We start from the raw sequence: 25,058 nt of genomic DNA on the forward strand, positions 1-25,058 counted from the left end.
GGCTAGCCGGACTGGCTGTTGCCGTCGGTGCCGGTGCCGGTGCCGCCGCCTCCGCCTCCGGCGTAGCCAAGGTTGTTGGTGGCGCCGTGGGGCGTTAAACCGGATCTCGCCGCGGGCCGCGCGACGTTCGGCATCACGGCCGAGGAGGCCGAGACCACAGGGCCGATGGCCTGCAACCAGGGTTTCTGCAACCGGTTCCTGGCGATTGTGACTGTCATCGCCATCGCCATCGCCATCGCCATCGCCGCGGTCATCGCGAAGCCAAATGCACGTGGGCAACGCGCTGGGTCTTCGCGGGGGTGGGGGTATCCATGGTCGCTGCCGCGGTGGTGCTGGCTGCGCCATCGGAGGCGGGTCGCGCATTCGCGGCGGGACCTCAGGCGGATGCAGATGCGCCGCGGCTACCCCCGATGTCCGGGCCGGAGTACAAGCCAAGGCCGCCGCGGCCCCCGTCGCCGGCAGTAAACCCCCCATGACCGCCCGTGAGGCCAAACACACCGCCGTTGCCCTGTCCGCCATCTCCGCCACTGATGCCGTTGAGCCCGGGGAGTCCGGGACCCGCGGTGGGTGTGCCCTGGCTAACGCGCGAAATCGAGCCGCCGCCGCCTCCGCCACCGACTCCCGCGTAAAGAGCGGTGCCGCCGCCGGGGGCTCCAGTCCCGCCGAGTCCCCCGTCAGCGCCGACGGTGCCCACGGCGGTCTGCCCGCCCGCGCCACCGTTTCCAGCGGTACCGCCGGTGCCGCCGGCGGCACCGCCGCCTCCACCACCGCCGCCGTAGGCGCCATAACCGAGGACGGCGTTTCCTGCTTCAGCGCCGGCGCCGCCCCCGCCGCCGCCTCCGCCGGTGCCGCCGAGTTCGCCGGAGGCCGTGCCGCCGCCGCCGCCGCCGCCTCCGCCGCCGCCCTCCGCGAAGGCCACACCTGACGAATTCGAGCTGGCCAGTCCGCCGCTGCCGCCGTTGCCGCCGTTGCCGCCGTTGCCGCCGGCCGCGCCGCCGCCGCCGCCGTTACCGCCGTTGCCGCCGGCGCCGCCGCCTCCTCCGCCGCCGGCGGAACCGAGGGTGGTGGTGGTGCCCGAGGTGTTGGATCCGCCGAAGCCAGCGTTGCCGCCGTTGCCGCCGTTGCCGCCTTGGCCACCTAGCGTATTGCCGGCGCCGGGAGCCCCACCAGCACCTCCAGCCCCTCCGTTACCGCCGTTACCGCCTGTGGCGCTGGTAGTGCCGTTGAGGCCGGTGTTCTGGCCGCCGTTGCCGCCGCCGCCTCCGTTGCCACCTTGGCCGCCGTTACCGCCGGCACCGCCGCCCTGAACGCCAGCCAAGCCGCCGATGCCAGCCCCCCCGTCGCCGCCGGTGCCGCCTTGGCCGCCGTTGCCGCCGTTGCCGCCGACGGTGGGTGTGGTGCCGGTGATACCGGCGGTGCCGACGGCGCCGTTGCCGCCGTTGCCGCCGGTCCCACCGGTGCCGCCTTTACCGATAGCGCCCTGGAGGGGGCCGACGTTGCCGCCGCCACTGTCGACAGTGACACCAGCGGCGCCGGCGCCACCCCCGGTGCCGCCTTTGCCGCCCTTGCCGCCCGTGCCCGCGGTGGTGCCGGTGTTGTCGCCGCCGTTGCCTCCTTGGCCGCCGTTGCCGCCGTTGCCGCCGGTGCCGGCTTGTCCGCCGCCGGTACCGTTGATGCCGGCCCCGGATTGACCGCCCGCGCCGCCGTCGCCGCCTTGGCCGCCTTGGGCGCCGTCGCCGGGTGTGGCGCTGCTGGTGCCGCCGGCGCCGGTGGCGCCCTGGCCGCCGTTACCGCCGTGGCCACCGTTGCCGCCGGTGCCGATGCCACCGGCGGCGCCGCCGTCGATTTGGGTGCCGGCGGCGCCGGCGCCGCCACCGGTGCCGCCGGTGCCGCCGTCGGCGCCTTTGCCGCCCCCGGTGAGCGCGGTGGTGGTGGTGCCGGTGTTGGTGCCGCCGTTGCCGCCGTTGCCGCCTTGGCCGCCGTTGCCGCCGGTGCCGGCTTGTCCGCCGCCGGTGCCGTTGATGCCGGCCCCGGATTGACCGCCGGTGCCGCCGTTGCCGCCTTGGCCGCCGTGGGCGCCGGCCCCGGGGGTGGTGGGGTCGTTGGCGCCGGTGGCGCCGGTGGCTCCGTTACCGCCGTTGCCGCCGTGTCCGCCGTTGCCGCCGGTGCCGTTGTTGCCGGCGGTGCCGCCGTCGATTTGGGTGCCGGCGGCGCCGGCGCCGCCACCGGTGCCGCCGGTGCCGCCGTCGGCGCCTTTGCCGCCCCCGGTGAGCGCGGTGGTGGTGGTGCCGGTGTTGGTGCCGCCGTTGCCGCCGTTGCCGCCGGTGCCGCCGTTGCCGCCGGTGCCGGCTTGTCCGCCGCCGAGCCCGTTGATGCCGGCCCCGGATTGACCGCCGGTGCCGCCGTTGCCGCCTTGGCCGCCGTGGGCGCCGGCCCCGGGGGTGATGGGGTCGTTGGCGCCGGTAGCGCCGGTGGCCCCGCCGCCACCGTTGCCGCCGTGGCCACCGGCCCCGCCGGTGCCGATACTGCCGGCGGCGCCGCCGTCGATTTGGGTGCCGGCGGCGCCGGCGCCGCCACCGGTGCCGCCTTGGCCGCCGTCGGCGCCTTTGCCGCCCCCGGTGAGCGCGGTGGTGGTGGTGCCGGTGTTGGTGCCACCGTTACCGCCGTTGCCGCCTTGGCCGCCGTTGCCGCCGGTGCCGGCTTGTCCGCCGCCGAGCCCGTTGATGCCGGCCCCGGATTGACCGCCGGTGCCGCCGTTGCCGCCTTGGCCGCCGTGGGCGCCGGCCCCGGGGGTGGTGGGGTCGTTGGCGCCGGTAGCGCCGGTGGCCCCGCCGCCACCGTTACCGCCGTGTCCGCCGGCCCCGCCGGTGCCGATACTGCCGGCGGCGCCGCCGTCGATTTGGGTGCCGGCGGCGCCGGCGCCGCCACCGGTGCCGCCGGTGCCGCCATCGGCGCCTTTACCGCCCCCGGTCGCCCCGGTAGTGGTGGTGCCGGTGTTGGTGCCGCCGGTGCCGCCGGTGCCGCCGTTGCCGCCGTTGCCGCCGGTGCCGGCGTGTCCGCCGCCGAGCCCGTTGATGCCGGCCCCGGATTGACCGCCGGTGCCGCCGTTGCCGCCTTGGCCGCCGTGGGCGCCGGCCCCGGGGGTGGTGGGGTCGTCGGCGCCGGTAGCGCCGGTGGCTCCGTTACCGCCGTTGCCGCCGTGGCCACCGTTGCCGCCGGTGCCGTTGTTGCCGGCGGCGCCGCCGTCGATTTGGGTGCCGGCGGCGCCGGCGCCGCCACCGGTACCGCCGGTGCCGCCGTCGGCGCCTTTACCGTCGGTGGGAGGGGTGGAGGGGCCGGAGTTGCCCTGGCCGCCGCCGGTGATGGTGCCGGTGTTGGTGCCACCATTACCGCCGTTGCCGCCGGTGCCGCCGTTGCCGCCGGTGCCGGCTTGTCCGCCGCCGAGCCCGTTGATGCCGGCCCCGGATTGACCGCCCGCGCCGCCGTTGCCGCCGTTGCCGCCGTGGGCGCCGGCCCCGGGGGTGGTGGGGTCGTTGGCGCCGGTAGCGCCGGTGGCCCCGCCGCCGCCGTTGCCGCCGTGGCCACCGGCCCCGCCGGTGCCGTTGTTGCCGGCGGCGCCGCCGTCGATTTGGGTGCCTGCGGCGCCGGCGCCGCCACCGGTGCCGCCGGTGCCGCCGTCGGCGCCTTTACCGTCGGTGGGAGGGGTGGAGGGGCCGGAGTTGCCCTGGCCGCCGCCGGTGATGGTGCCGGTGTTGGTGCCACCATTACCGCCGTTACCGCCGGTGCCGCCGTTGCCGCCGGTGCCGGCTTGTCCGCCGCCGAGCCCGTTGATGCCGGCCCCGGATTGACCGCCCGCGCCGCCGTTGCCGCCTTGGCCGCCGTGGGCGCCGGCCCCGGGGGTGATGGGGTCGTTGGCGCCGGTAGCGCCGGTGGCCCCGCCGCCGCCGTTGCCGCCGTGGCCACCGGCCCCGCCGGTGCCGATACTGCCGGCGGCGCCGCCGTCGACTCCGGTGCCGCCCGCGCCGGCGCCGCCACCGGTACCGCCGGTGCCGCCATCGGCGCCCTTACCGTCGGTGGGAGGGGTGGAGGGGCCGGAGTTGCCCTGGCCGCCGCCGGTGATGGTGCCGGTGTTGGTGCCACCATTACCGCCGTTACCGCCGTTACCGCCGTGACCGCCGGTGCCCCCGGCGCCACCGCCGACCCCACCGATACCTTTGCCGCCGTTACCGCCCTGGCCGCCGTCACCGCCCTGCCAACCGTGTCCACCGCCGGTGGGCGCGATACTCGACGCGCCGTTCCCGCCGGCGTCGCCTTGGCCGCCGGTACCACCGTTACCGCCGGCACCACCGATGCCCGCACCACCGGCATGCCCGCCGGTCCCGAAGAACCCGCCGGTCCCACCGGCCCCACCCACCCCCGCGCCACCACCGTTACCGCCCGTGCCGCCGTTACCGCCGTCGGCCTGGAAACCCACCCCGGTACCGCCGTGACCACCCTGACCCCCGGCCCCACCGGTGCCACCGACACCGCCTGCCCCACCGGAACTGAACAGCCCATACGCGGACCCCCCGGCCCCACCAGCCCCGCCGGTACCGCCGTCGAACCCGAGACCGCCCTGACCGCCGATCGGACCGGCGCCCGCGGTCCCCGCCGCACCCATGGCGCCCTCGCCGCCGGTGCCGCCAGCCCCGCCGGCGCCGCCGCCGCCGAACACCAACGCCCGCCCCGCGCCGCCGACACCGCCGGACCCACCCGCACCGCCCACCGTGCCGACACCCATACCGCCGGTACCTCCGGCGCCCCCGACGCCACCAAACCCGCTCAACCAGCCACCGGCCCCCCCGGCGCCACCGGTTCCCCCGACACCCCCGGGGCTACCGGTTCCACCCATTCCGCCGGCACCGCCATTGCCCCACAACCCGGCATCACCGCCACGCCCACCGGATTGCCCCACGGCACCGGACCCCCCGGCACCGCCATTGCCCCACAAAATCCCGCCATCACCACCGGCCTGACCCGTACCCGCGGCCCCGTTGGCCCCGTCACCGATCAGCGGCCGTCCCAACAACGTGTTGGTAGGGGCGTTAACCAACCCCAACACACTTTGCTCCAGGAACTGCAACGGCGAGGCATTAGCGGCCTCAGCAGCCGCATACGCAGCCCCACCACCACTCAACGCGCGCACAAACTGGTCATGAAAAAGCCCCACCTGCACACTGACGGCCTGATACTCCTGACCCAACCCGCCGAACAACCGCGCCACCGCCGCCGACACCTCATCACCAGCCAACGGCACGATCCCCACCGTCGCCGGCCCAGCCTGCAACGCCGCCGCCCGCAACACCTCACCCAACCCCCGCAAATCACCCGCCGCCACCGCAACACCCTCCGGAGCAGCAACCACAAAAGACAATTCGGGCCTCCCAGCTGACGGGATCGATTGATCTACGAATGCGCAGAGAACGCTACTCGCGGGAGAAGGGAATTTCAGTCAGTTCGATGCAGTTGAATGCAATTCTAAAACTCGCCGCGTCCGGTGACGCCACCCAGCGGCTTGGGTAATTGAACCCGTTATTTGCTGATGCACAGCTGCGCCGCCTCGTGCCTCCATGCCGACGAATCCGAGTGTCGCTCAATGGGCTGGGAACTCGCCCGACTGCAGCTACAAAGCGGTTGCTCGACAGCCTGCAAGAAAGAGTCTGTTGCAACCGGCGGCCGGGGCCTTCCCACGACAACCACCGCGGACATCCCAAGTGGACACAACACTGAGATCACGACGTTCTATCCGCTGGCCGGGACAGGGATCCGCCACCCTGCTAAGCGTCGGCCGGTGGGCATTGGCGCCGCTATTGGCGGGCGCGTGCCATCCGGGCAGCCGCCACAAATCAAAACTGAAATCATGTTTCGCTGCTTGTCTATCCACAAATAGCCGACAGGACGAATCTCCGTAGGCGCGTGATGGTCAGTATGCTGCTGTGTTGTACTTCGATTTTCGCGCCATCTGTTACGACAGGCGAGTCTTTGCTCCTGCTCCAACGCGCGACACGCCCATGCCCGCCGCAGGCTAACTCATTGAAGACGCACTCAATTAATCAAAATGCCGCAGATCTGCGCCAGGCACGATAACCTTCGCTGCGCGGTCCCGGGTAGATCGCTCAGGTCATTCGGGGAGCACCGGGAACCATCGGGCTACCGCCTGATGGTGCTCCGGGGCGCAGATCGTCCCGCTGGTGACGTCGCATAGTCGGAAATGTCGATCGCCAGGAGGCGACTTTCATGTCTTTTGTGGTCATGTCCTCGGATGCGCTGAGTTCAGCAGCCGCTGATCTAAGCAACCTCGCGAATTCGCTCAGTGAAGCCAACCTGGCGGTGGCCGCGCGGACACTCAACATTCCGGTCGCGGCCGCAGACGAGGTGTCGTCCGCCATCGCGTCGCTATTCGCCTTGCACGGCAGCGAGTTTCAATTCGCTAGCGCACAGGCGCGTGCCTTACACGACCGCTTTGTGCTGGCATTGACTTCGGGTGCGGCCGCGTATTCGGGCGCCGAAGCAGCCAACGCCTCGCCATTGCAGACAGTGCTCGACGTGATCAACGCCCCCATCATCACGCTCACCGGCCGTCCCCTGATCGGCAATGGTGCCAATGGTGCACCCGGGACCGGCGCAAACGGTGGCGCCGGCGGATGGTTACTCGGCAACGGTGGCTCCGGCGGGTCGGGGGCGCCGGGTCAGACCGGCGGCAACGGCGGCGCGGCCGGATTCATCGGGACCGGCGGCGCAGGCGGTGCCGGCGGCAACTGGGCCGGCGGGACCGGCGGCGCCGGCGGCAACGGCGGAGCTGGTGGGTGGTTGTGGGGCGATGGCGGTGCGGGTGGAGTCGGCGGCAGTGCGTTGGGCGGCAACGGTAGCGGCGGTACCGGCGGTATGGGCGGTGGCTCGGGCTTGTTCGGTTATGGGGGTGCCGGGGGTGCCGGGGGTGCTGGCGCTCAGGCAGGCCTCAACAACTTCATCGCTAACGGGGGTACCGGCGGGACCGGCGGCAACGGCGGATTGTTCTGGGGCTCCGGCGGAAGCGGCGGCGCGGGCGGCGCAGCGTTTGTCGGGAACGCCGGCAGCGGTGGGACCGGCGGCAACGGCGGCTTGCTGTTCGGGTCCGGCGGTGCCGGGGGCAGCGGCGGATGGGGCGCAAACAGCGGTGGCCAAGGGGGCGACGGCGGTACCTCGAGCTGGTTACTCGGCAACGGCGGCGTCGGTGGCGCCGGTGGCAACGGGAGCGGAGCCAGCTACCCCGCCGGAGTCGGCGGTGCCGGCGGCCGCGCTTTGCTGATAGGCAACGGCGGAGCCGGGGGAATTGGCGGGTTCGGGTTGTACGGCATCGGAGGTACGGGCGGGGAAGGCGGGTTCGGCGGCGTGCTGTTCGGCAACGGCGGCGCCGGCGGCGCTGGCGGCTACGGCGCTACCGGTTTTGGGCTGGGCGGTGCCGGCGGAACGGCCGTATTGATAGGTAATGGCGGCAACGGCGGAGCGAGTTCCTTAGGTTCTGCTGGTGTTGGCGGCACCAGCGGGATGCTCGTCGGCGTCGACGGCTACAACGCACCGATCAGCACCTCGCCGGTACACATCCTGCAGCAGCAGGTTATGGGGGCGATCAACGCGCCCGCTGAGACGCTGCTTGGTCGTCCGCTGATCGGCAACGGGCTGCCCGGTGTAGCGGGTTCAGGGCACGCCGGCGCGGCGGGGGGGATCCTGCTTGGTGACGGCGGTGCCGGTGGCGCCGGCGCGCCGGGCCAAGCCGGGGGGGCCGGCGGGGCAGCGGGGCTGTTCGGGACGGGCGGAGCTGGTGGGTTCGGCGGTTCCATGAACGGCGGAGCCGGAGGGAACGGCGGTGCCGGCGGCACCGGCGGGTGGTTGTTCGGTGACGGAGGCTCCGGTGGAGCGGGCGGGTTTTCCAAGGACTCCAATTTGGTCGGCGGAGCCGGAGGCGTCGGCGGAGCGGGAGGGCTGTTGGGCGCCGGGGGTGCGGGGGGCGGCGGCGGTGCCGGCTACGGTGGGCAGGCTGTCGGGGGAGCCGGTGGCGCCGGCGGTGCTGGTGGCCTGCTCGCAGGCTTGGTTGGCGCGGGCGGCGGCAACGGCGGAATTGGCGCTTTTGGGTCCTATTCCGCTGGTGCAGGGGGTGACGGCGGCGTAGCCGGCCTACTCGGGGGGACCGGCGGCTCCGGCGGCGCCGGTGGGGATACCGCTTACGGTGCCGGGGGAATGGGCGGACGCGGCGGAAACGCTGGCCTTCTGTTTGGTTCGGGCGGTAGCGGAGGGGCCGGCGGCTTCAGCGATGGGTTTCCAGGGGGGCCGTCCGTGGTCTCGGCGGGTCAGGGCGGTGCCGGCGGTAATGCCGGATTGTTCGGCTTCGGCGGTGCCGGCGGCATGGGCGGAGCCGGGCTTGGTACCACGGCGGCCAGCACCGGCGGCACCGGCGGTGCTGGCGGCAAGGGCGGTCAGCTACTCGGGATCGGTGGTGCCGGCGGCGTCGGCGGGTACGGCGGATCGACCGGAGGTCGGGGCGGCGCCGGTGGTGACGGGGTCCTCCTCGGGGGCGGCGGCAACGGCGGCAACGGCGGCGACAGTGCGACGCCGGCAAACGACGGACCTGGTGGAGCCGGTGGTGGCGGAGGATTCTTCGGCACCGCCGGGCACGACGGCATATCGTAGTTTGAGCCCGGTCAGCGACCGATGTCGAACCGGGCACACGATTTGGGCGGCGTGCGGTAGGTCGGCCGGTATGTGGTGCGCGCCTCAGCGCGCACCACCGCACCGGCGTCGGAGGATAGCTGTTCGTATTAGGGAGTCCGCACGTACGGGCGACGCTGGGCGCGTCCACCACCGAAATGTGAGTGTGGTCACCTGATCTGGCCCAGTTCGGCCCGTTGTCGTCGCTAATTTCGGCCCCACCTGGGGTGATCGTCGGCCGCATCACCTTCAACGCGCACATCTTGGAAACCGGCCGAGTACTACTGGCTACAGACCTCGAAGACCACCCCCGCCGGAAACGGGTCAGTAGGGTCCCCGGTGACTTGGACGCGGCCCACCACCAAGTTTCGTATGCGTGCCAATGTTCATGCCGAATCTGGTCCCTCGCGTGGTACCAGCGACGGACAGCTAGACAACAACCACCAAGGCGCATTGACCGGATTGCTGCTAGTTATCCTGGGTGCCTGGGGAGCACTGATCCCGTTTCTCGGCCCGAACTTCTTCTCGGCCCGAACTTCGAGTTTGCTTACATGCCGCGACAAGTGTGGACCGCCGCGCGCGGGTGGTTGGAAGTGCTGCCCGGTACGGCTACCGCGGTGGGTGGGCCTCGTGCCTATTAATGCCGACGAATCCGAGCGCGTCGCTCACTGTGCTGGCAACTCGCCCGACAGGGCCTTCCTACGACACGACCGAGGGCTCCGCGGGCACACAACACTCAAATCACGACATCGTATTCGCTGGCCCGTATTGGCTTGCCTTTTCGCGGTGCAAGTCGCCCCGGTAGCTTCCACAAATCAAGAGCGAATTCTAGTTTCGTAGCAAACTGCGAATAGCGGGCGCGGTGACCGAATTGCTTTTGCCGGCGTCAGCCAGATTGGCCGGCACCGCCCCGCGTGTCCGGGTTGGCGAAGTATCCCTGGCCCCCTTGGCCTCCTGCGCCGGTGTCGGTGCCGCCGATGCCTCCATGAAGACCGAAGGCATTGCTGAAGGCGCCGAGTCCGCCCTCGCCCCCGAACTCACCGGAGAGCCCGGCAAAGCCTGCCAGTGCGGTGGGCGAGGGCGGGATACCTCTGTTGATCGCTGCGCTACCGCCGCCTCCGCCGCCACCACCTCCGCCGGTGGCACCCACGCCGCCGCTACCGCCCAGCGCGCCGGCGCTCACCAAGTTCGCTGCACCGGCGGTGCCTCCGGTTCCGGCGACACCGCCGGTGCCGCCGGCAGCGCCGCCTCCGCCTCCGCCGCCCCCGAAGGCGCCAACGCCAACAGAACTGCCGCCGCCGGCTGCGGCTCCGCCGCCTCCGCCGCCTCCGCCGCCGCCATTGCCGCCGGTGGCGCCGGTGTGGTTGCCGCCCCCGCCGCCGCCACCACCGGCTCCGCCGCCGGCGATTGTGTCGGTGCTCCCGCTGACTGCCGTTCCGCCGTTGCCGCCGTTGCCGCCGTTGCCGCCGTTGCCGCCGGAGGCGGTGTTGCTGCCGGCGTTGCCGCCGCCGCCGCCGGCGCCGCCGCCCCCGCCGCCGCCGGCGTAGCCGAGTGCCGTCGCGGTGCCCGAGGTGTTGATACCGCCGGTGCCGCCATTCCCGCCGTTGCCGCCATTCCCGCCGTTGCCGCCGGTGGTGTTGCCGGCGCCCGGGATGCCGCCGTCGCCGCCGGTGCCGCCGCGGCCGCCTTGGCCGCCGTTGGCGCTGGTGGTGCCGTCGGGTCCGGTGTTGGTGCCGCCCTGGCCGCCTTGGCCCCCGCCGCCGCCGGTGCCGCCGCCGCCGCCCGCGCCGCCGCCGAAGCCGTTGATGCCGGCGCCGCCGTCGCCGCCAGTGCCGCCGTTGCCGCCGGTGCCGCCGTTGCCGCCAGCTGTGGGTGTGGTGCTGTTGGTGCCGGTAGTGCCCGCGGCACCGTTGCCGCCGTTGCCGCCTTGGCCGCCGTTGCCGGCGATGCCGTTGGCGTAGATTCCGGTGCCGCCACCGGTTTCGGTGCCGGCGGCGCCGGCGTCGCCCCCGGTGCCGCCTTTGCCGCCTTTGGCGCCTGTGCCTGCGGTGGTGCCGGTGTTGTTGCCGCCGTTTCCGCCGTTGCCGCCTTGGCCGCCGTTGCCGCCGGCACCGGCTTGTCCACCGCCGGTGCCGTTGATGCCGGCGCCCCCGTTGCCGCCTTTGCCGCCGTTGCCGCCGTTGCCGCCCGTGCCGCCGTCTTCGGGGATGGTGCCGTCGCTGCCGGTGGTGCCGGTGCCGCCGTTGCCGCCGTTGCCGCCGTGACCGCCGGCGCCGCCGGTACCGATGTGGCCCTTGGTGCCGCCGTCCATTCCAACGCCCGCCGCTCCGGCGCCGCCGCCGTCGCCGCCGTCGCCGCCTTTGGCGCCTGAACCTCCGGTGTTGCCGGTGTTGTTGCCGCCATCCACACCGGCGCCGCCCTTGCCGCCGTTGCCGCCGTTGCCGCCGTTGCCGCCCCCGGAACCGCTAATACCGGCCCCGCCGTCACCACCGGCGCCGCCAGTCCCACCCTGGCCGCCGTTACCGCCGGCGGTGGGCGCAATACCGGATTTAGCCGTGGCGCCGGTTCCCCCGTTGCCGCCGTTGCCGCCGTTGCCGCCTTGGCCGCCGGTGCCGATGCTGCCGGCGTGGCCGCCGTCGGTGCCGGTTCCGGCGGCCCCGGCCGTTCCGCCGGTGCCGCCTTTACCGCCCGCGGCGCCCGCACCGCCGGCGGTGGCAGTGTTGTTGCCCCCGTCGCTGCCTTGGCCGCCGGTGCCGCCTTGGCCGCCGTTGCCGCCGTTGCCGCCGCCGCTGCCGTGGATGCCGGCGCCGCCGGTGCCGCCTTGGCCGCCGGTGCCGCCTTGGCCGCCTTGGTTACCCAGGGTCGGTGAGGTGCCCGACTTGGCGGTGGCGCCGGTGGCTCCGTTACCGCCGTTGCCGCCGTGTCCGCCGTTGCCGCCGGTGCCGTTGTTGCCGGCGGTGCCGCCGTCGATTTGGGTGCCGGCGGCGCCGGCTCCGCCACCGGTGCCGCCTTGGCCGCCGTCGGCGCCTTTACCGCCCCCGGTTGCCCCGGTAGTGGTGGTGCCGGTGTTGGTGCCACCGTTGCCGCCGTTGCCGCCGGCGCCGCCGTTGCCGCCGGTGCCGGCTTGTCCGCCGCCGGTGCCGTTGATGCCGGCCCCGGATTGGCCGCCCGCGCCGCCGTTGCCGCCGTTGCCGCCGTGGGCGCCGGCCCCGGGGGTGGTGGGGTCGTTGGCGCCGGTAGCGCCGGTGGCTCCGTTACCGCCGTTGCCGCCGTGGCCACCGTTGCCGCCGGTGCCGTTGTTGCCGGCGGTGCCGCCGTCGATTTGGGTGCCGGCGGCGCCGGCTCCGCCACCGGTGCCGCCTTGGCCGCCGTCGGCGCCTTTACCGCCCCCGGTTGCCCCGGTAGTGGTGGTGCCGGTGTTGGTGCCACCGTTGCCGCCGTTACCGCCGGCGCCGCCGTTGCCGCCGGTGCCGGCTTGTCCGCCGCCGGTGCCGTTGATGCCGGCCCCGGATTGGCCGCCCGCGCCGCCGTTGCCGCCGTTGCCGCCGTGGGCGCCGGCCCCGGGGGTGGTGGGGTCGTTGGCGCCGGTAGCGCCGGTGGCTCCGTTACCGCCGTTGCCGCCGTGGCCACCGTTGCCGCCGGTGCCGTTGTTGCCGGCGGTGCCGCCGTCGATTTGGGTGCCGGCGGCGCCGGCGCCGCCACCGTTGCCGCCGGTGCCGCCGTCGGCGCCTTTACCGCCCCCGGTGAGCGCGGTGGTGGTGGTGCCGGTGTTGGTGCCGCCGTTGCCGCCGTTACCGCCGGCGCCGCCGTTGCCGCCGGTGCCGGCTTGTCCGCCGCCGGTGCCGTTGATGCCGGCCCCGGATTGACCGCCCGCGCCGCCGTTGCCGCCGTTGCCGCCGTGGGCGCCGGCCCCCGGGGTGGTGGGGTCGTTGGCGCCGGTAGCGCCGGTGGCCCCGCCGCCACCGTTACCGCCGTGTCCGCCGGCCCCGCCGGTGCCGATACTGCCGGCGGCGCCGCCGTCGACTCCGGTGCCGCCCGCGCCGGCGCCGCCACCGGTACCGCCGTTGCCGCCATCGGCGCCTTTACCGCCCCCGGTCGCCCCGGTAGTGGTGGTCCCGGTGTTGGTGCCACCGTTACCGCCGTTACCGCCGGCGCCGCCGTGACCGCCGGTGCCCCCGGCGCCACCGCCGACCCCACCGATACCTTTGCCGCCGTTACCGCCCTGGCCGCCGTCACCGCCCTGCCAACCGTGTCCACCGCCGGTGGGCGCGATACTCGACGCGCCGTTCCCGCCGGCGTCGCCTTGGCCGCCGGTACCACCGTTACCGCCGGCACCACCGATGCCCGCACCACCGGCATGCCCGCCGGTCCCGAAGAACCCGCCGGTCCCACCGGCCCCACCCACCCCCGCGCCACCACCGTTACCGCCCGTGCCGCCGTTACCGCCGTCGGCCTGGAAACCCACCCCGGTACCGCCGTGACCACCCTGACCCCCGGCCCCACCGGTGCCACCGACACCGCCTGCCCCACCGGAACTGAACAGCCCATACGCGGACCCCCCGGCCCCACCAGCCCCGCCGGTACCGCCGTCGAACCCGAGACCGCCCTGACCGCCGATCGGACCGGCGCCCGCGGTCCCCGCCGCACCCATGGCGCCCTCGCCGCCGGTGCCGCCAGCCCCGCCGGCGCCGCCGCCGCCGAACACCAACGCCCGCCCCGCGCCGCCGACACCGCCGGACCCACCCGCACCGCCCACCGTGCCGACACCCATACCGCCGGTACCTCCGGCGCCCCCGACGCCACCAAACCCGCTCAACCAGCCACCGGCCCCCCCGGCGCCACCGGTTCCCCCGACACCCCCGGGGCTACCGGTTCCACCCATTCCGCCGGCACCGCCATTGCCCCACAACCCGGCATCACCGCCACGCCCACCGGATTGCCCCACGGCACCGGACCCCCCGGCACCGCCATTGCCCCACAAAATCCCGCCATCACCACCGGCCTGACCCGTACCCGCGGCCCCGTTGGCCCCGTCACCGATCAGCGGCCGTCCCAACAACGTGTTGGTAGGGGCGTTAACCAACCCCAACACACTTTGCTCCAGGAACTGCAACGGCGAGGCATTAGCGGCCTCAGCAGCCGCATACGCAACCCCACCACCACTCAACGCGCGCACAAACTGGTCATGAAAAAGCCCCACCTGCACACTGACGGCCTGATACTCCTGACCCAACCCGCCGAACAACCGCGCCACCGCCGCCGACACCTCATCACCAGCCAACGGCACGATCCCCACCGTCGCCGGCCCAGCCTGCAACGCCGCCGCCCGCAACACCTCACCCAACCCCCGCAAATCACCCGCCGCCACCGCAACACCCTCCGGAGCAGCAACCACAAAAGACAATTCGGGCCTCCCAAGGAAATTGGTGAATTCACGAATGCAGAGAAGAGTACACGCGACGAACCAGGACTTCAGCTGAATCGGAGAGATGGAAGCAATCGCGGACCCTGCCTGTTGAGCTGCGTTGAATTCTCTTCCCGGAAGAAACGTCCCGAATGCGCAGATGGTACTGGCGGTGAAAGAAAGGTAATGGGCCAACTCGAACATCAGGATGAGCCAATCGGAAATCGCTGGGATGCACGTCGGTGCGTTTTCGACGCATCACCGCGGTAGTCGCAGATCTGACCTTGACCAGTCTCGGCAGTGACATATCGCCATCCGGTGTCAGATGGCACGATTCGCTGCGGTGCCTCTCGGTTCGCAGTGCACAGGCAAGCGGCAGCGTGACCCGTGCCGTGCGACGCCGGAATCTCGATACCTGCCCATCCCGCAACCATCGTTGAGCCGACAGACAGCCGCGGTGAGGTCCGCGGGATCGGGGTCATCAACGTGCGACCATGTCGCGCGTTGTGAAAATGTGCACTGGTTTAAACGATTTGCACAATATTTGCAGATTGGATAATTCGCGAGATGCGGACCTGAACACCCTACTTCGCTTCTGTCGGAGTTGTGTCGACGTTCAACTCCGTCGCGTGTGAATTTCAAATGAGTTGCTTATGGGCCCATACTGGAATTTTGTTTCAGTCTATATCGCAGCAGACGCCGCGGACACAACGAGGCACGTCAATTCAAGTGCGCACGCTATAGCTTTCTAGCTGTGCAGCAGCGGCAGCTGAGATGTCCGACGCTGCACATCCGGCGGGGCGCGCAGCAACATTTCGGCATATCGTAGGTTCGGCCCGCTGGCCAGCGCCGGTGCGTTAGGTGGATTCGCCCTGAGCGCCGACATTGCCGGAGTAAAAGTCCACAAATGGCGAGCCGCCGAAGCCGCCTGACCCGTACAACTGCCCGCCCCGTCCGCCCTGCTGGAACGGTTGTGTGCCGCCGCCACCGCCCCCCGTGTTGCCCGAACCGCCGGGTAGACCGTCAATGGCAATCGGAAGACCATTGGTTGGATCGATCCCGGCGTATCCGCCTTGGCCGCCGCCGCCGCCGTGACTGTCAAGGTCTCCTGCGCCGCCCGCTCCGCCCATCCCTATCGTGCGCTGGTCGAAACCTTGCGCCAGACCACCGGACCCGCCGCTGCCGGACGTACCACCCGGATTGCCGGGTGCGCCGCCGCCTCCACCGCCTCCGCCCCAGAACGAATTCGCGAAGGCGTCGCCGCCACCGCCACCGCCACCGCCGCCGCCACCTTTGCCGCCGGTCTCCCCGGAGGCTGGGGCGCCGCCTCCGCCGTGCCCGCCGCCGCCTCCTGCTCCGCCACCGCGGCCCTGGACGCCGTCGAAGAACCCCACCCCGCCGAATCCACCAGTGCCACCCGTGCCGCCCTGCCCGCCGGCCGCTCCGCCACCGCCACTGTTGCCGCCCGTACCACCCGCGCCTCCTCCGCCGCCACCACCACCTGCCACGAAGGAGGTGGAACTAATCTGGGTGGCGCCATTGCCGCCGGTGCCGCCGGTGCCGCCCTGTCCGCCTTGGCCTCCCAGGGTTGCGCCGGCACCCGGTGCGCCTCCGTCGCCACCGGTGCCGCCTGCGCCGCCTTGGCCGCCCTCCCCACCGGCAAGAACGCTGGCGTTGCTGACCATGAGGCCGCCCAGGCCGCCCTTCCCGCCGCCGCCGCCTGCGCCGCCCTGACCGCCGATGCCGCCGCCGGCACCATCGATACCTGCACCACCTGCGCCACCAGCACCACCCGTCCCGCCGGCCCCACCCTTCAACCCTTTGGTGGGCACTTTCCCGCCATCGCCGATGTCGCCCTCGCCACCGTCGCCGCCGCCGCCCCCGATGCCGCCGGTGCCACCGTGCCCATTGGCTCCGAACAATCCACCGGCGCCGGCCGCTCCGCCGGCCCCAGCGGCGCCGCCGGTACCGCCGGGGCCACCTTCGGCGTCCATCCGCACGCCACTCCCGCCTGCCCCGCCCAGGCCGCCGGTTCCCCCGGTGCCGCCGTCTCCTCCGGAACTCAGCAGCCCATAACTCGCCCCGCCAGCACCTCCCGCGCCGCCGTTCCCGCCCGTATATCCGACGCCCGAGAAGGGGCCCCCGCCGTTCGGGCCCGCGGCGCCAATCCCGCCATCTCCTCCGATTCCACCGGCACCGGCGCCGCCACCCCACAGCGCCCGGCCGGCGCCTCCCGCGCCGCCGGTTCCGCCGTTGCCTCCCGGACTGTCGACACCGGGCCCCCCGGTTCCGCCGCCACCGCCCGTGCCGCCGAAGCCGCTCAACCAGCCTCCCGCCCCGCCGGCGCCACCGGCGGCGCCGTTCTGCCCGGCAGCACCGCTCCCGCCGGCCCCACCAGCTCCGCCATCGCCCCAGAGCCCGGCGTTACCGCCCCGCCCTCCGTTCTGCCCGGACGCCCCGGAGCCGCCGGTGCCGCCATTGCCCCAGAGAATGCCGCCGTCGCCACCGGCTTGCCCCGTGCCGGGGGCTCCGTTAGTACCGTTGCCGATCAGCGGGCGACCGAGCAGCGTATTAGTGGGGGCGTTGATCAACGCCAGTAAGTCTTGCTCGATGGACTGCAGGGTGACGAGGTTGATGGCCTCGGCGCCTGCATACGATGAACCCCCGGCGCTTAGTGTGCGCAAGAAGTGGTCATGAAACTGCGCCGCGTGCGTTCCGAGGGCCTGGAAATCCTGCGCGTAGGCGCCGAACATCGCCGTGACGGCCGCCGACACCTCGTCGCCGGCCAACGGGGCGATGATGGTAGTGACAGGCTGCGCCGCCGCAGCGGCCGACTCGAGCGCCTGCCCGATCCCTCGCAAATCACCCACCGCTGTAGCCAATGCCTCGGGTGCTGCGACCACGAAAGCTGACATAAATCCTCCTTGACCAAGCGGAATATTGGGCACGTAACGCGGAGAACGCAAGCGTGCGTGACGCACAACCTACTGCAATTGCACAGAGATTTTGGCAATGCGTTGAAATTATTTACCCAATACCCATTTGCAGTGGCGTCGGGTCCGCTGCCCGGATCAGGGGAGTTCTGATTACAATTCGTAAAGTGTTGCAAAACAAGATGTTTCGCGCGTACGGCGACCGGGGTCAAAGCTGTCGTGCCTCGCTGAATCGCTCAAAACGAAATGGTATTCCGGCGACAGCTTATATTCCTCGGATCGTTCGTCGCTGTATCGATCTACGATGGCTGGAAATTGAAATCTAGTTCTATTCATGTAAAACACAAATCAAATGCAATTCGTACAGCCATAATCAGGAAACGATTGGGCTCGTTCCGGCAATGGCGGAAACAGCTCGTCCCCCCGTTCGATAACGGTCTACCGATATCGAACGGGGGGACGGCCTGTTTCTGCGGCTGCTCGGTCTAGAGCAACCCGAGCAGCTCCAGGTCGGTGATGTACTTGACGATCACCGCCGGCGTGACATGCGGGATGTCCTTGTCGGGGCCGATCTTGGCTTCCTGCACCGCCGCCCGGAAACGGTCGGTCGGGGCCATCGAGCCGTTAATCGGCTTGTCCGGCTGCTGGTAGTTGTGCAGCAACGGCAACAACGAGTACTGGCGTTGCCGCTCTGGAAGGGCGCGCAGCGAAGTCTCGAACCGCTGCAGCCAGTCCTGGTAGTTGTCAATGCGCTCCACGCCGTACCCGGCCTCCACTAGCCAGTCGATGTACTCGTCGAGGCCGATGCCGTCGTCGTAGGGGTTCATCACGTGGTAGGTCTGGAACCCGATGTCGGGCACCTGCGCACCCAGCGTCGAAATCGACTCGGCGATGAACTCCACCGGCAGCCCGTCGTAGTGGGCACGCTGCCGGTTACCGTCAGCGTCCAGCTCGTAGAACGACTTCGGTGCGATACCGGAGGCGACGACGCTGAGCATGGTGCGGGTGAACATATCCGGCAGGTTCAGCTGGCCGGCGTAGCTGGTGTCGGCCAGGATCATGTCGCAGCGGAACACCGCGACTGGCAGCCCGCACAGGTCGTGGGCCTCGCGCAGAAGCACCTCCCCGGCCCATTTGCTGTTGCCGTAACCGTTGGCGTAGCTGTCGTCGATCTTGCGGGTCGCGCTCATCACCCGGACGTCAGCGTCCTCGACGAACTTGCCCGGAGTGATCTGGTCGCCCACGCCGATCGTGGACACGTAGGTGTAGGGCTTGCGCTTGCTGGTCAGGGCAACTCGGATCAGCTCGGCGGTGCCCAGGGCGTTCGGTCCGAACAACTCGCTGTACGGCAGCACGTGGTTGACCAGCGCGGCCGGGTCGATGATCAGGTCGACTGTGTCGGCCAGCCGCTGCCAGGTCGCAGCGTCCAGGCCGAGGTTGGCCTCTCCCTTGTCGCCCGCGATCACCTCGAGGTGATCGGCCGCGAGCTCCCGGTAGTGCGCCAGCAGCTTCGGGTCGCCACTGTCGAACGTCTTGTCTAGGCGGGCCCGGGCGTCTTCGTCAGACTTTGCCCGAACCAAGCAGATGACCTTGCCGTTCACCAGGTCCATCCGTTCCAGCCAGTCCAGCGCCAGGTAGCGCCCCAGGAAGCCGGTAGCACCGGTCAGCAACACCGTGCGCACCTCGGTGGCCGGCCCGGGCAGGTTCGGTGCCGCGGCCAGTGTCGCCTCGTCAATGAACTTGTCCAGGGTCAGGTCACTGGCGTGCACCTCGGTCGCGCCCCGACCATGCACGGAGGCGAAGGTGGGCCGCTTGGAAGCGGCCCGCTCGGCCTCGATGTAGGCGGCGACGGCGGCCAGGTCGTTGGCCGGGCTGACGATCACGCCCACCGGCACCTCGACGTCGAAGATCTCGTTCAGCAGGTTGCCGAATGTCAACGCCGACAACGAGTCGCCGCCGAGGTCGGTGAAGTGTGCGTCTGGGGACACCTCGGCGCTGGCGGCGCCCAGCAGCGCGACCGCTGCCCGGGTGACTGTGGTTAGCACCGGGGCGTCGTTGCCGCTGCGGCGAAGTTCGCTCAGCTCGTTGGCCTGGCCGGCGGCCAGGTCGGCGTAGAGCTGTTCCAGCCGCTCGCCGTAATGTTGCTTGAGCTTGGGCCAGGCCAGCTTGCGGATGCCGGTCAGCAGGCCGTTTTCCAGCGAGAACGGCGTGGTCTCGATGATGAAGTCGCGCGGCACCTCATAGGACTGCAAGTTGGCCTCGCGAGCCACGTTCTGCAGCGAGTCGGCGATCAGCGGCTTCAACTCGTCGACCGAATACCGCGACAAGGCATCTTCGGTGGGCACCACCACGGCCAGCAGGTACGGGTGCGCGCTGTTGCCGTAGACGTAGATCTGCTGCACCAGTGGGCTGTTGCCGAACACAGCCTCGAGCTTGGCGACGGTGACGAACTCGCCCTGCGCCAGCTTGAGCACGTTGTTGCGGCGGTCGACGTAGACGACGTGGTTGGGAGCGGTCTCCGCGACGACATCGCCGGTGCGGTAGTAGCCATCTTCGTCGAACACGTTGGCCGTGATTTCCGGACGCATGTAGTAGCCGGGAAACATGTTCTCGGTCTTGAGTAGCAACTCGCCCCGCGGGTAGGGCCGGTCGGTGTTGAAGTAGCCCAGGTCGGGCACGTCCACCAGCTTGTAGTCGACCACCGGCGGGCGCTGGACTTCGCCGTCGAACAGGACCATGCCGGCCTCGGTGGAGCCGTAGCCGTCCAGTAGGTGCATCTCCAGCAGGGACTCGACCCAGGTCTTGAGTTCCGGGGAGGTGGGTGCTGAGCCCGTCATCGCGAAGATGAACCGGCCACCCAGCAGGTGCTCACGCTGCTCGACCAGCACTTCCGCTTCCACGGCCGCACGGTCTTGAGTGCCATCGGCGAGGCGACGGTCGACCTCGCTGAGATATTCGGCGTACAGCGTCTCCCATATGCGCGGCACGAAGTTGAGCTCGGTGGGCCGCACCAGGGCTAGGTCTTCCAGCAGCGTGGATAGGTCACTCTTGGCGGCGAAGTACGCGGTCCCGCCGTTGCCGAGCGTGCCGTAGAGGATGCCGCGGCCCATCACGTGGCTCATCGGCATGAAGTTCAACGTGATCGACGCGGCCGTCGGGCCGAACCAGTTCTTGGCCGACCGGCGGAACATCTTGCCGACGTTGTACTGCGGGTACATCGCTCCCTTCGGGGCGCCGGTGCTGCCGGAGGTGTAGATCAGCAGTGCCAGCGCGTCCTCTGCGAGGTTCTCGACCGGATGGGCTTGCAGTGTTTTGCCTCGCTGGATCAGCTCGGCAAAGGCCTCGACGACCACGCCTGTGTCGGCTAGGGCGGCTGCAGCACTTTCGACGGCCTCACGCTGGTCTTCGACCTCGGGGTGGTAGTCGAAGACGACGAGCTTGGCCGGCGCGAATCCGGTGGAGATCAACGCGACTGCGTCGGCGAGCTGGTTGATGCTGGCTGCCATCATGCTCGGCTCGGTCTCGGCGACGATCGGTTGCAGCCCGGTGATCGAGGCGCTGGTCTGCAGCGGCACCGACACGGCGCCGATGCTGCCCAGCGCCATGTCGAAGGTGGTGTAGTCGACGCTGGTGAAGCCCAGTACGCAGACCCGGTCTCCGATCTGCACCGAGTCGGCGGTCAGGGCGCGGCCGACCGCGTCGATCCGTTCGCCGAGTTCGCGATAGGTGATGGTGTCGAAGCGGGGGAGCAGTTTCAGCTCGGTGCGTCCGGTGGCTTGGTTGGTGACGAAGTCGATGGCGCGCTGTCCGAGGGCGGGCCGGTCTGCATAGCCGGTCAGGACGGTCTGCAGAACCTCCGGCAACCGCTTATCGGGCTGCTCGAGGGCCGCGGCGACGGTGGGGTCGGGCTGGGCGGCGGCGAATTGCGGGTCGTTGGCAATGAGTTCGGCGGTGCGGCGGGCTATCCGTTCTTCGGTGGTGATGGTCGACATGGCAATCCTCTTTGACTGAATAAAAAGTTTGAAGGCTATTCGCGCGACGTTGCGCTGACTACAAAAACGTTAGCAAAACTAACGTTATTCCTCAACGACGTTGCCCCGTGAACCCGCTGTGAGATCTGACACCGGGTTCAGCTGCCCGGATTCGGGTCCACAGCGCGCAGCTTCACAGCTCGGCAAGTAGTCCCGTCAGCACCTCGACACCCTCCATCAGCAACTCATCGCTGATGGTCAGCGGGGGCAGCAGCCGAATGATGTTGCCGAACATGCCGCAGGTCAGTACAACGACCCCGGCAGCGTGTGCCGCGGTCGCCAGATTCATAGTGAGCTCGGGATCGGGATCGGAACTACCGGACTTCACCAGTTCGACGGCGATCATGGCGCCGCGGCCCCGCACGTCGCCTATCCGGTCGTCGCCCGCCTGCGCCCGCAACAGCGGTGCAGTGATCAGGCGTTCGATTTCCTGCGCGCGCTCGATCAGCCCGTCGGACTCGATGGTCGCGATGGTGGCCAGCGCGGCCGCGCACGCGACCGGGTTGCCGCCGAAGGTGCCGCCGAGGCCACCGGCGTGCGAAGCGTCCATGATCTCGGCGCGGCCGGTGATCGCCGACAGCGGCAACCCGTCGGCGATGCCCTTGGCGGTGACGATCACATCGGGCTCGAGGTCCTCGTGCTCGCAGGCGAACATCGCTCCGGTACGCGCGAACCCGGTCTGTACCTCGTCGGCGATGAACACCACGTCGTTCTCGCGGCACCACCGCAGCAGCGCCCGTAGAAATCCCTCGGCCGGGACGATGAACCCGCCTTCACCCTGGATCGGTTCGATGATGACCGCGGCCAGGTTCTTGGCGCCGACCTGCTTGTCCATCACCGCGATTGCGCGCTCGGCCGCCTTGTCGCCGTCGGTGGCGAGATCCTTGTTCAGCAGTCCGTCGCGGTAGGGGTAAGACATCGGCGCGCGGTAGATCTCGGGAGCGAACGGACCGAACCCGCTCTTGTACGGCATGGATTTGGCGGTCAGCGCCATCGCCATGTTGGTGCGGCCGTGGTAGGCGTGATTGAACGCGACGACGGCCGGCTTCCTGGTGTGGGCGCGGGCGACCTTGATGGCGTTCTCGACGGCTTCGGCGCCAGAGTTGAACAGCACCGAGCGCTTCTCGCCGGCGCCCGGGGTGATCCGGTTCAGTTCTTCGGCGACGGCGACGTATCCCTCGTACGGCGTCACCATGAAGCAGGCGTGGGTGAATTCGGCGACCTGCGCGCGCACCGCCTCGACGACCGCCGGCGATGAATTGCCGATCGTGGTGACCGCGATGCCCGAACCCAGGTCGATGAGTCGATTGCCGTCGACGTCCTCGAGGATGCCGCCGCCGGCGCGCGCCACGAATACCGGCAGGGTGACGGCTACGCTCTGGGACACCGCGGCGGTTCGGCGCTTGTTCAATTCCAGCGATGCGGGACCCGGGATTTCGGTGACCAGATGACGGCTCTGCTCGAGGCTGGCCACGGACCCCTCCTTCCGCGGCGCGCCTGTCACGTCGCGGTTCAAAGCCTAACGGTTGGTGCGACACCGCGGCGGCGGACGATGCCGGTCCGTTTGCGACCTGCGGGAATGGCAGACTGGGGCCACCGGACCCGTCCCACCCCCAACAAGAAAGCGTTTTGATGGAGAGTTTTGTCCTGTTCCTGCCGTTCCTGCTCATCATGGGCGGCTTCATGTACTTCGCGTCGCGGCGTCAGCGCAAGGCGATGCAAGCGACCATCGACCTGCACGAGTCGCTGCAGCCGGGGGATCGAGTGCACACCACTTCCGGTCTGGAGGGCACCATCGTCGGCATCACCGAGGACGACGTCGAACTTGAGATCGCGACGGGTGTGGTGACCACCTGGATGAAGCTGGCGATCCGGGACAAGATCCTGCCGGAGGAGGACCTGGACGAAGGCCAGGACGAGGCGCTCGACGAAGACACCGACGACGAGGCACCGGTCGCCAAGGACTCCTGATCGGGGCTCGCATGCCGCGTCTGTGACGCGGGCCTGAACGCGACACGTAGTCTTTCCGGAGGCTCTCACAGGGCAAGAACCGATTCGCAAGGGAGATAGAAGGAACGTGGCATCGTCTTCGGCGCCGGTGCATCCGGCCCGCTACCTGTCGGTGTTCCTGCTCATGCTGGTCGGCGTCTACCTGCTGGTGTTTCTCACCGGGGACAAAAAGCCGGCCCCCAAGTTGGGCATCGATCTGCAGGGCGGCACCCGAGTGACGCTCACCGCCCGCACGCCCGATGGCAAGCGTCCCAGCGCCCAATCGCTGGCGCAGGCCCAACAGATCATCAGCTCGCGCGTCAACGGGCTGGGCGTCTCCGGCTCCGAGGTCGTTGTTGACGGCGACAACCTGGTGATCACAGTGCCGGGCAACGACGGCAACGAAGCCCGCAACCTGGGGCAGACCGCGCGGCTCTACATTCGCCCGGTGCTGAGCTCGCAGCCCGCGCAGAAGGCTCCGCCGCCCGAAGAGCCCATACCCGCCGAACAGCAGCCGGCGCCGGGCGCTCCCGCTCCAGGTGCTCCTGCGTCGGGCGCGCCGGCGCCCGGTGCACCGGCCCCTGGCGGTCCGGCACCAGCACCTCAGCAGGGGGCGCCGCAGTCGGGAGCGCCGGCCCCGGCCGCACCGCGCGGCCAGCCCCGACCGTATCCGCGAGACCCGGCCCCGAGCCCCGCGCCCAGCCCCACCCCAGCCCCCGGCCCTGCGCCGGCCCAGCAGGCCCCCGGACCTGCCCCGCAAGCGCCCGGCCAAGCGCCGCAAGCGCCCGGGCAAGCGCCGCCTCCCGAGGCGCCCGCGGCACCCGACCCGCGCAAGGATCTCGCCGATCGCATCGCGCAGGAGAAGAAGTGGCGGCAAAGCACCAGCCAGTACATCCAGATGATCGCGTTGCAGTTCGAGGCCACCCGCTGCGACAAAGACGACATCCTGGCCGGCAACGACGACCCGAACCTGCCGCTGGTCACGTGCTCGACGGATCACAAGACCGCCTACTTGCTGGCACCGTCGATCATCAGCGGTGACCAGATTCAGGACGCCTCCTCGGGAATGGACCAACGCAGCCTTGGATACGTGGTGGACCTGCAATTCAAGAGTGCGGCCGCCAATGTGTGGGCCGACTACACCGCCGCGCACGTCGGCACCGCGACCGCCTTCACCTTGGACTCCCAGGTTGTCAGCGCGCCGTCGATCAGGGAGGCGATCCCCGGCGGGCGTACCCAGATCAGTGGCGGTGAGCCGCCATTCAGCGCGGCGACCGCCAAACAGCTCGCCAATGTCCTCAAATACGGGTCGCTGCCGCTGTCCTTCGAATCGTCGGAGGCTCAAACCGTCTCGGCAACACTGGGTTTGACCTCGCTGCGAGCAGGGTTGATCGCCGGCGCGATCGGTCTGGCGCTGGTGCTGCTGTATTCGCTGCTCTACTACCGGGTTTTGGGACTGCTGACCGCTTTGTCTCTCATCGCCTCCGGAGCAATGGTTTTCGCGATCTTGGTGCTGCTGGGCCGCTACATCAACTACACGTTGGACCTGGCCGGTATCGCGGGTCTGATAATCGGAATCGGCACCACCGCCGACTCGTTCGTGGTGTTCTTCGAGCGCATCAAAGACGAGATCCGTGAGGGACGTTCGTACCGTTCGGCCGTCCCGCGTGGTTGGTCGCGGGCCCGCAAGACGATCGTGTCGGGCAACGCGGTCACCTTCCTGGCCGCCGCGGTGCTGTACTTCCTGGCGATCGGCCAGGTCAAGGGCTTCGCCTTCACCCTGGGCCTGACCACGATCCTCGACCTCGTGGTGGTGTTCCTGGTGACCTGGCCGCTGGTGTACCTATCCACCAGGTCGTCCACGCTGGCCAAGCCGGCCTACAACGGGCTCGGGGCGGTCCAGCAGGTGGCGCGCGAACGCCGGGCTGCTTCCGCGGTAGCACGTTCGGGCGCCGGCAAGACGGGACGGGGATAACG

At 70.5% G+C, this 25,058-nt stretch carries 10 protein-coding genes and 1 pseudogene; 5 read left to right on the top strand and 6 right to left on the bottom strand.

Annotation, left to right across the window (positions count from 1 at the left end):
- Positions 1-2 precede the first annotated feature (2 nt).
- Positions 3-254, bottom strand: a complete 252-nt coding sequence (locus H0P51_RS29220) for a hypothetical protein (RefSeq protein ID WP_246398968.1) — start codon at positions 252-254, stop codon at positions 3-5.
- Between H0P51_RS29220 and H0P51_RS11555 the strand changes: the two genes are divergently transcribed.
- Complete coding sequence (locus tag H0P51_RS11555) at positions 166-465, top strand: hypothetical protein (RefSeq protein ID WP_246398787.1); 300 nt, start codon at positions 166-168, stop codon at positions 463-465. The genes H0P51_RS29220 and H0P51_RS11555 overlap by 89 nt on opposite strands.
- Here H0P51_RS11555 and H0P51_RS28900 read toward each other — a convergent pair.
- Positions 377-5,413, bottom strand: coding sequence for a PE family protein (locus H0P51_RS28900; protein ID WP_180918169.1), 5,037 nt, complete (start codon positions 5,411-5,413; stop codon positions 377-379). The two genes, H0P51_RS11555 and H0P51_RS28900, sit on opposite strands and share 89 nt — an antisense overlap.
- 863 nt (positions 5,414-6,276) lie before the next feature.
- Between H0P51_RS28900 and H0P51_RS11565 the strand changes: the two genes are divergently transcribed.
- Together H0P51_RS11565 and H0P51_RS29225 are read left to right on the top strand one after the other, a co-directional pair.
- Positions 6,277-8,706, top strand: a complete 2,430-nt coding sequence (locus tag H0P51_RS11565; RefSeq protein WP_180918170.1) for a PE family protein — start codon at positions 6,277-6,279, stop codon at positions 8,704-8,706.
- A gap of 390 nt (positions 8,707-9,096) precedes the next feature.
- Positions 9,097-9,350: pseudogene (locus tag H0P51_RS29225) on the top strand (hypothetical protein); the annotation flags it as partial.
- A gap of 260 nt (positions 9,351-9,610) precedes the next feature.
- Here the strand turns inward: H0P51_RS29225 and H0P51_RS28905 are convergent.
- The 4 genes from H0P51_RS28905 to gabT form a co-directional block, all read right to left on the bottom strand.
- Positions 9,611-14,128, bottom strand: coding sequence for a PE family protein (locus H0P51_RS28905; protein WP_425488992.1), 4,518 nt, complete (start codon positions 14,126-14,128; stop codon positions 9,611-9,613).
- Positions 14,129-14,985: 857 nt separating this feature from the next.
- Positions 14,986-17,043, bottom strand: a complete 2,058-nt coding sequence (locus tag H0P51_RS28910; protein WP_180918171.1) for a PE family protein — start codon at positions 17,041-17,043, stop codon at positions 14,986-14,988.
- Between the two features lie 503 nt (positions 17,044-17,546).
- Positions 17,547-21,053 (bottom strand): carboxylic acid reductase, encoded by a 3,507-nt coding sequence (car, locus tag H0P51_RS11580; protein ID WP_180918172.1) that lies wholly within the window; start codon positions 21,051-21,053, stop codon positions 17,547-17,549.
- Positions 21,054-21,225: 172 nt separating this feature from the next.
- Complete coding sequence (gene gabT / locus H0P51_RS11585; RefSeq protein ID WP_180918173.1) at positions 21,226-22,566, bottom strand: 4-aminobutyrate--2-oxoglutarate transaminase; 1,341 nt, start codon at positions 22,564-22,566, stop codon at positions 21,226-21,228.
- Between the two features lie 158 nt (positions 22,567-22,724).
- Here gabT and yajC point away from each other — a divergent pair, with 158 nt between their 5' ends.
- Together yajC and secD are read left to right on the top strand one after the other, a co-directional pair.
- Positions 22,725-23,063: a preprotein translocase subunit YajC gene (yajC, locus tag H0P51_RS11590; protein WP_180918174.1), complete on the top strand. Its 339-nt coding sequence runs from the start codon at positions 22,725-22,727 to the stop codon at positions 23,061-23,063.
- Positions 23,064-23,169: 106 nt separating this feature from the next.
- Positions 23,170-25,056 carry a protein translocase subunit SecD gene (gene secD / locus H0P51_RS11595; RefSeq protein WP_180918175.1) on the top strand — a complete coding sequence of 629 codons (1,887 nt, stop codon included), beginning with the start codon at positions 23,170-23,172 and terminating at the stop codon, positions 25,054-25,056.
- Positions 25,057-25,058 lie beyond the last annotated feature (2 nt).

The sequence above is a fragment of the Mycobacterium vicinigordonae genome, assembly GCF_013466425.1.
Taxonomy (GTDB): domain Bacteria; phylum Actinomycetota; class Actinomycetes; order Mycobacteriales; family Mycobacteriaceae; genus Mycobacterium; species Mycobacterium vicinigordonae.

Excerpts from the sequence above, each read along its gene's own strand:
- yajC (WP_180918174.1), top strand. The coding sequence starts at position 22,725 with ATGGAGAGTTTTGTCCTGTTCCTGCCGTTCCTGCTCATCATGGGCGGC.
- H0P51_RS11565 (WP_180918170.1), top strand. The coding sequence starts at position 6,277 with ATGTCTTTTGTGGTCATGTCCTCGGATGCGCTGAGTTCAGCAGCCGCT.
- car (WP_180918172.1), bottom strand. The coding sequence starts at position 21,053 with ATGTCGACCATCACCACCGAAGAACGGATAGCCCGCCGCACCGCCGAA.
- H0P51_RS29220 (WP_246398968.1), bottom strand. The coding sequence starts at position 254 with ATGACCGCGGCGATGGCGATGGCGATGGCGATGGCGATGACAGTCACA.
- H0P51_RS28910 (WP_180918171.1), bottom strand. The coding sequence starts at position 17,043 with ATGTCAGCTTTCGTGGTCGCAGCACCCGAGGCATTGGCTACAGCGGTG.
- H0P51_RS11555 (WP_246398787.1), top strand. The coding sequence starts at position 166 with ATGGCCTGCAACCAGGGTTTCTGCAACCGGTTCCTGGCGATTGTGACT.